We start from the raw sequence: 7,313 nt of genomic DNA on the forward strand, positions 1-7,313 counted from the left end.
CCCGACGGCGACGAGGTGCTCGGCAGCGCCACCATCGCCGGCACCGCACGCTGATCACCGCGGCATGTTCGCCGAGATATTCGTCATCACGATGTCGGACACCGACTGCGCGAAGCCGCAGAAGGTGACCTCCAGCATGGCCACCGACAGGATCCGGTAGTCGCGGCCGCAGCCGCCCGGCCGCAGGTGCAGCGTGGTGGCATCGGCGTTCCAGTCGCCGACGTAGAGCTGCCCGCTCGAGCCGTTCGCGCAGGCGCCGACGGTGCCCACCAGGGCGCCGAAGGCGCGCCGGGCGGCGTCGGCATCGCGATAGGCCGCGGCGCCTTCGGAGATCAGCGCGCCGTCGGGCGGGTCCTGAAAGGTCGTCTTGTGGAATGCCTCCAGGTCGCGGCCGAACGTCGCCGTCTCGGCGTAGATGAACCGGCACTCGCGCGGCGCGGTCTCGGCGAGCGCGTCGATGTCCACCGGGCTGGTGCCGTCCATCGAGGGGATGATGGTCAGATGCTCACCGGCGCCGGTGATCGCGCGCATCCGGGACTGGTCCAGCAGGATCGCGTCGACGTCGACGCCCTGCACCACTCTGCGGTTGGCGCCGGAACCCGCCAGGGCCGCGCCGTCCACCACCCGGGTGCACGACGCCACCAGCGCCACCGCCGCGCACAACAGCGGCAGCCACGCTGATTTCGCCTTCTGCGACACCTTTACGCACCCCTTTTGCGTTGAACCTACCCGCGCAGCCAGCGCGCACACAGACCCCTGCCGACCGGGGGGTGCTCCGACGTCGAATACGGTTGTCGGGTGAGTGTTTTCGCCCATCCCTTCGCCACCGCCAGCGGTGTCGGCTCGTGGCCCGGCCGCGCCGCGCGGGAAGCCGCCGAAGTCGTGGTGGGCGAACTGGCGGGCGCACTGGCGCACATCGTCGAGTTGCCCGCCCGCGGCGTCGGTGCCGACATGCTCGGCCGGGCCGGCGCGCTGCTGGTCGACGTGGCCATCGACACGGTGCCGCGCGGCTACCGGCTTGCCGCCCGGCCCGGCGCGGTCACCCGCCGCGCGATCAGCCTGCTCGACGAGGACATGGACGCGCTGGAGGAGGCCTGGGAGGCCGCCGGCCTGCGCAACGACGGCCGGGTGGTGAAGGTGCAGGCGCCGGGCCCGATCACGCTGGCCGCCGAAATCGAGCTGGCCAACGGCCACCGGGCGATCACCGACCCCGGCGCGCTGCGCGACCTGGCCGCGTCGCTGGCCGAGGGGGTGGCCGCGCATCGGGCCGGGATGGCCCGCCGGCTCGAGGCGGAGGTGGTGGTCCAGTTCGACGAGCCGTCGCTGCCCAAAGCGCTGGGCGGGGGGCTGAGTGGGGTCACCTCGCTGAGCCCGGTGGCGCCCGTCGAGGAGGAATTGGCCGCCGGCCTGCTCGACAGCTGCGCCCACACGGTCGGGGGCGAGGTGCTGCTGCACTGCTGCGCCCCGGGTATCCCATGGGAACTGTTGCAACGCAGCGCATTTCGTGCCGTGTCGGTGGACGCGGGTGCGCTGACCACCGCGGACCTGGACGGCATCGCCGAGTTCGTGGAGCCGGGCCGCACCGTCGTGCTGGGGGTGCTCGGCGCCGAGCCCCCGCCGCGCCGCCCGGCGGCGGAGGAGGTGGCCGCCGCGGTGGTCGCCGTCACCGACCGCCTCGGCTTCGCCCGCCCGGCGCTGCGCGACCGCATCGGCGTCACCCCCGCCTGCGGGCTGGCCGGCGCCACGCCGCAGTGGGCCCGCGCCGCGATCGGGCTCGCCCGCAAGGCGGCCGAGATGTTCGCCGAGGACCCCGACGCCATCGGATAGGCAACCAATTGGTTGCGTTTCGGGTCGCGATGTGCTGCACTCATAGGCAACCAGGAGGTTGCACATGAAGATCGAGAAGCAGGTCGTGCTGCGCGCGCCGCTCGACCGGGTGTGGCGGGCGATCAGCGACGCCGAGGAGTTCGGACGCTGGTTCGGGGTGCGGTTCGACGGGCCGTTCGTGGCCGGAACGTCGGTGACCGCCGCGATCACCCCCACCACCGTCGACGGCGAGGTGGCCAGGCGTCAGGAGCCGCACACCGGAGTCCGCAGCACCTGGCAGATCGTCGCCGTCGAGCCGCCGCGCCGGTTCGCCTACCGCTGGCATCCGTTCGCCGTCGACCCCGACATCGACTACGACCAGGAGCCGACCACGCTCGTCGAGTTCACCCTGGCTGAGCGGCCCGACGGCGTGCTGCTGACCATCACCGAGTCCGGGTTCGAGGCGATCCCACCGGCACGTCGCGGCCCGTCCTTGGAGGCCAACGGCGAAGGCTGGGCGATCCAGACCACGCTGGTGCGCCGGTACGTCGAGGGCGTCCGGGTATGAAAGTCGCCGTCGACGCGCCGCTCTTCGACGCGCTCGGTGACCCCAACCGGCTGCGCATCATCGTGCGGCTCTGCGATCACGGCCCGAGCTCGACATCACAGGTCACCAGCGTCATACCGGTCACCCGGCAGGCGGCCAGCAAGCACCTGCAGCTGCTGGAGTCCGTCGGGCTGGTGACCAGCAGCCGGCAGGGCCGCGAGCGGGTGTGGACGGTGCGGACCGAGCCGCTGGCGTCGGCCAGCGACTACCTGAGCCAGCTGTCCCGCCGGTGGGATGCCGCCGTGGATCGGTTGCGCTCTTACGTCCAGGACTGAGCGCGCCGGGTTTTGCGTCGGTGTCCTCGGATAGCCTGCCAAGGTGAGCTCAGCAGAAGCTGATTCGGTATCGCCCGAGGTGCGCCGGCAGTGGCAGGACCTGGCCGAAACGGTCCGCGAACACCAGTTCCGCTACTACATCAAGGACGCCCCGATCATCTCGGACGCGGACTTCGACGCGATGTTCAACGAACTTTTGGCGCTCGAGGAGCGGCATCCCGAGCTTCGGGTGGCCGATTCGCCGACCCAGCTGGTCGGCGGCGCGGGGTTCGCCACCGAGTTCGCCGAGGCGGCGCACCTGGAGCGGATGCTGAGCCTCGACGACGTCTTCGATCGCGACGAGCTGGTGGCCTGGAGCAACCGCGTCGAGAACGAGGTCGGCAAACAACCGCATTACCTGTGCGAACTCAAGATCGACGGGGTGGCCTTGTCGCTGGTGTATCGCGACGGCCGGTTGGAGCGCGCCGCCACCCGGGGCGACGGCCGGGTCGGCGAGGACGTGACGCTCAACGCGCGCACCATCGACGACGTCCCGGAGCGGCTGTCGGCCGGCACGGACTTCCCGGTCCCCGCCCTGCTCGAGGTGCGCGGCGAGGTGTTCTTTCTGCTCGCCGATTTCGAGGCGCTCAACGCCAGCCTGGTCGAGGACGGCAAGGCGCCGTTCGCCAACCCGCGCAACAGCGCGGCCGGGTCGCTGCGCCAGAAGAACCCGGCCGTCACCGCCCGGCGCAAGCTGCGGATGATCTGTCACGGCGTTGGCCGCACAGAGGGGTTCGCGCCCAAGAGCCAGCACGAGGCCTACGCCGCGCTGAGCGCCTGGGGGCTGCCGGTGGCCGCACAGACCGCGCGGGTGCGCGGCCTGGCCGCCGTCCAGGAGCGGATCGCCTACTGGGGTGAACACCGCTACGACCTCGAGCACGAAATCGACGGCGTGGTCGTCAAAGTCGACGACGTCGCCCTGCAGCGCCGGCTGGGAACCACCTCGCGCGCGCCGCGGTGGGCCGTCGCCTACAAGTACCCGCCGCAGGAGGCGCAGACCAAGCTGCTCGACATCCGCGTCAACGTCGGGCGCACCGGACGCGTCACGCCGTTCGCATTCATGACGCCGGTGAAGGTGGCCGGGTCGACGGTGGGGCTGGCCACCCTGCACAACGCCGCCGAGGTCAAGCGCAAGGGCGTGCTGATCGGCGACACGGTGATGATCCGCAAGGCCGGTGACGTGATCCCGGAGGTGCTCGGCCCCGTCGTGGATCTGCGCGACGGCTCCGAACGCGAATTCGAGATGCCCACCGCGTGTCCCGAGTGCGGCACCCCGCTGGCGCCGGCCAAGGAGGGCGATGCCGACATCCGTTGCCCCAACGCCCGGTCCTGTCCGGCGCAGTTGCGCGAGCGGGTCTTTCACGTCGCCGGCCGCGGTGCATTCGACATCGAGGGGCTCGGTTACGAGGCCGCCATCGCGTTGCTGAAAGCCGGCGTGATCGCCGACGAGGGCGACCTGTTCACGCTCAGCGAGGACGACCTGCTGCGCACGGAGCTGTTCCGGACCAAGGCCGGTTCCCTGTCCGCGAACGGCAGGCGGCTGCTGGACAACCTGGACAAGGCCAAGCAGGTGGCGCTGTGGCGGGTGCTGGTGGCGTTGTCGATCCGGCATGTCGGCCCGACGGCCGCGCGCGCCCTGGCGACCGAGTTCGGCGACCTGGACGCGATCATGTCGGCATCGACGGAGCGGCTGGCCGCGGTGGAGGGCGTCGGCCCGACGATCGCGGCGGCGCTCACCGAGTGGTTCACCGTCGACTGGCACCGCGCGATCGTCGAGAAGTGGCGCGCCGCAGGCGTGCGGATGGCCGACGAGCGCGACACCAGCGTGCCGCGCACGCTGGAGGGGCTGACGGTGGTGGTCACCGGGTCCCTGGCCGGCTTCTCCCGCGACGACGCCAAGGAGGCGATCCTGGCGCGCGGCGGAAAGGCCGCCGGCTCCGTGTCGAAGAAGACCGACTACGTCGTGGCCGGTGATTCGCCGGGTTCCAAGTACGACAAGGCGATCGAGCTGGGAGTGCCCGTCCTCGACGAGGACGGCTTCCGGACACTGCTCGCCGAGGGTCCGACCGAGACCCCCGCGGACTGAGCCGATGAGCAATCGGTACGGTGATTCCACGCGCAGCCTCAAAGCCGTTGATTCTCAAGCAATTCCGGGTCAGCCGGTGGCCCCGCAGCCGGTGCTTGCGTCCATCTACCACCTGTCCGGCGACGAGTCCGGTGCCGTGGACAACTACGGCCGCGACTCCAATCCGACTTGGCGGCAACTGGAATCCGCACTTGCCGAGCTGGAGGGGGCGGCCGGTGCGCTGGTGTTCGGCTCGGGCATGGCGGCCATCGCCGCGGTGCTGCGGACCCTGGCGACCCCCGGATCGACGGTGGTGATACCCGCCGACGGTTACTACGAAGTTCGCCGCTATGCCCGCGAGGACCTGGCGCCGGCGGGCGTGAGCGTCATCGAGGCGTCGAGTGCGCAGATCTATGACGCCGCCGTGGGGGCCGACGTGGTGCTGGCCGAGACCCCCACCAATCCGGCGTTGGACGTCGTTGATCTGCACCGGCTGGCCACCATCTGCCGGGGGCGCGGCGCCCGGTTAATCGTCGACAACACCGTCGCCACGCCCCTGGGGCAGCAGCCGCTGTCGCTGGGCGCCGACGCGGTGGTGGCCAGCGCCACCAAGGCCCTGTCGGGTCACAGCGACCTGTTGGCCGGATACGTCGCCACCGATCAGCCCGAGCTGCTCGCCGCGGTGCGGCGCCACCGGCAGTCCGCCGGTGCGATCCTGGGCGGGTTCGAGGCGTGGCTTCTGTTGCGCAGCATGGGAACTGCGGGATTGCGCTTCGAACGCCAATGCCAGAACGCCCGGGCGGTGGCGACCATGCTGGCCCGTCACCCGGCCGTGCGGGCGGTGCGCTATCCGGGCTTGGTCGACGACCCGGCGCACCAAGTGGCCATGGCCCAGATGCGCCGATTCGGGGCGCTGGTCTCGGTCGAATTGGCCGATGCGGCCGCGGTGCACGCGCTGGTGGACCGCAGCGAACTGCTGGTCGCCTCCACCAGTTTCGGTGGCCTGCACACCTCGGTGGACCGCAGGGCGCGCTGGGGTGACCCGGTCCCCGACGGATTCGCGCGCATCTCACTGGGTATCGAGGACACCGACGACCTGCTCACCGACATCGAACGCGCGCTGCTGCCCTCGCGCTGACGCGACATCCGTCGGGCCGGACTGGCGGAAATTGGTCCGCATCGCCCGAGCGGCTCTATCGTGGGCTCTATGACCCAGACGGCCGATCGGTGCGAGCACGCATCGCCGTGGTCGCCGCGCGAGGCCGAAATCCTGGCCGTGACCCTGGCGCTACTGCAGGAACACGGCTATGACCAGCTGACGGTGGACGCGGTGGCCAACGCCGCGCGGGCCAGCAAGGCCACGGTCTATCGGCGCTGGCCGTCCAAGGCCGAGCTGGTGCTGGCGGCCTTCATCGAAGGCGTCCGCAAGGTGGCCGTCCCGCCGAACACCGGCTCGCTGCGCGGTGATCTGCTGAGCCTGGGGGAGACGATCAGCCTGGAGTGCGGACAGCACGCCGGCACCATCCGCGCGGTGATGGTCGAGGTGTCGCGGCACCCCGCGCTCAATGACGCCCTGCAGCATCAATTCCTCGACCAGCGCAAGGCAACGATCCAGCATGTGCTGCGTCAGGCCGTCGCCCGGGGCGAGATCACCGAGGACGTCATCACCGACGAACTCTGGGACCTGTTGCCCGGCTACCTCATCTTCCGGTCGATCATTCCCGGTCGCCCGCCCACCCGTGACACCGTGCAGGCGTTTGTCGACGGGTTTCTCATCCCCGGCCTGACCAAGCCCGCCGGGTAACGGCGCCGCATGCCCGCGCCCGCCCGTGGGAAATATGTACGCGCGCGTCTCTTGTACAGTACGGTCCCGTACCGTACTGTCATAGCTGTCGATCACGCTCACGAGGTTGGCAGCCGCAGTTGGCTTGAGCGTGATCTTGTCGCCCGATCTTCGAAAGGCTAACGGGTGGAAGGCTTTTCGATTGCGTCCCTGGTGAGGCGTGGATGGATGGTGCTCGTCGCGGTGCTGGTCGTGGCGCTCGCGGGATTCGGGATCTATCGCCTGCACGGCATCTTCGGCTCGCACGACAACACGGCGGCCAACAGCGGGCTGGCGGCCGAGATTGTCCCGTTCAACCCCAAGCGGGTCGTGCTCGAGGTGTTCGGCGACCCGGGGGCGACCGCCACCATCAACTACCTTGACGTCAACGCCCAGCCCCAGCAAGTCAAGGACGCGCCCTTGCCGTGGTCGTTCACCATCACCAGCACCGAGCCCGCGGTGATCGGCAACGTCGTCGCGCAGGGCAACGGCGACACCCTGGGCTGCCGCATCACCGTCAACGGTGAAGTGAAAGACCAACGCACCGTCCACAAAGTCGACGCCTACACCTTCTGTCTGGATAAATCTGGATGACAAATCATGAGCAGTCGCGGCCCTTCGTGCCGCGCACCATCCGCCGGCTCGCGCTGCCGATCCTGTTGTTCTGGGTGGCGCTGGCCGCCATCACCAACATCGCCG

General features: G+C 70.2%; 8 protein-coding genes. 7 read left to right on the forward strand and 1 reads right to left on the reverse strand.

The genetic code is table 11. The features are described 5' to 3' along the window. Positions 1–54: 54 nt before the first annotated feature. On the reverse strand, positions 55–699 hold the full coding sequence (locus A5646_RS25795) for a sensor domain-containing protein (RefSeq protein WP_197499448.1): 645 nt from the start codon (positions 697–699) through the stop codon (positions 55–57). A 99-nt stretch (positions 700–798) separates the two neighbouring features. Here A5646_RS25795 and A5646_RS25800 point away from each other — a divergent pair, with 99 nt between their 5' ends. From A5646_RS25800 to A5646_RS25830, 7 genes are all read left to right on the forward strand, one after another. Continuing rightward, on the forward strand, positions 799–1,827 hold the full coding sequence (locus tag A5646_RS25800) for a methionine synthase (protein ID WP_067025293.1): 1,029 nt from the start codon (positions 799–801) through the stop codon (positions 1,825–1,827). Positions 1,828–1,891: 64 nt separating this feature from the next. Then, positions 1,892–2,374: an SRPBCC family protein gene (locus A5646_RS25805; RefSeq protein WP_066862118.1), complete on the forward strand. Its 483-nt coding sequence runs from the start codon at positions 1,892–1,894 to the stop codon at positions 2,372–2,374. Next, a complete protein-coding gene (locus tag A5646_RS25810) occupies positions 2,371–2,688 on the forward strand; it encodes a helix-turn-helix transcriptional regulator (RefSeq protein WP_067025296.1) in 318 nt (105 codons plus the stop codon). Before A5646_RS25805 ends, A5646_RS25810 begins: the two co-directional genes overlap by 4 nt. 43 nt (positions 2,689–2,731) lie before the next feature. Then, positions 2,732–4,813: an NAD-dependent DNA ligase LigA gene (gene ligA / locus A5646_RS25815; protein ID WP_067025299.1), complete on the forward strand. Its 2,082-nt coding sequence runs from the start codon at positions 2,732–2,734 to the stop codon at positions 4,811–4,813. 4 nt (positions 4,814–4,817) lie between these two features. Beyond that, positions 4,818–5,930 (forward strand): cystathionine gamma-lyase, encoded by a 1,113-nt coding sequence (locus A5646_RS25820; protein WP_067025302.1) that lies wholly within the window; start codon positions 4,818–4,820, stop codon positions 5,928–5,930. Between the two features lie 57 nt (positions 5,931–5,987). Next, on the forward strand, positions 5,988–6,596 hold the full coding sequence (locus tag A5646_RS25825; protein WP_156748802.1) for a TetR/AcrR family transcriptional regulator: 609 nt from the start codon (positions 5,988–5,990) through the stop codon (positions 6,594–6,596). Between the two features lie 165 nt (positions 6,597–6,761). Then, positions 6,762–7,208 carry an MmpS family transport accessory protein gene (locus tag A5646_RS25830; protein WP_197505292.1) on the forward strand — a complete coding sequence of 149 codons (447 nt, stop codon included), beginning with the start codon at positions 6,762–6,764 and terminating at the stop codon, positions 7,206–7,208. The last annotated feature ends 105 nt before the right edge of the window (positions 7,209–7,313 follow it).

Origin of the sequence: Mycobacterium sp. 1245499.0 (assembly GCF_001673615.1) — a bacterium.
Taxonomy (GTDB): Bacteria; Actinomycetota; Actinomycetes; order Mycobacteriales; family Mycobacteriaceae; genus Mycobacterium; species Mycobacterium europaeum_A.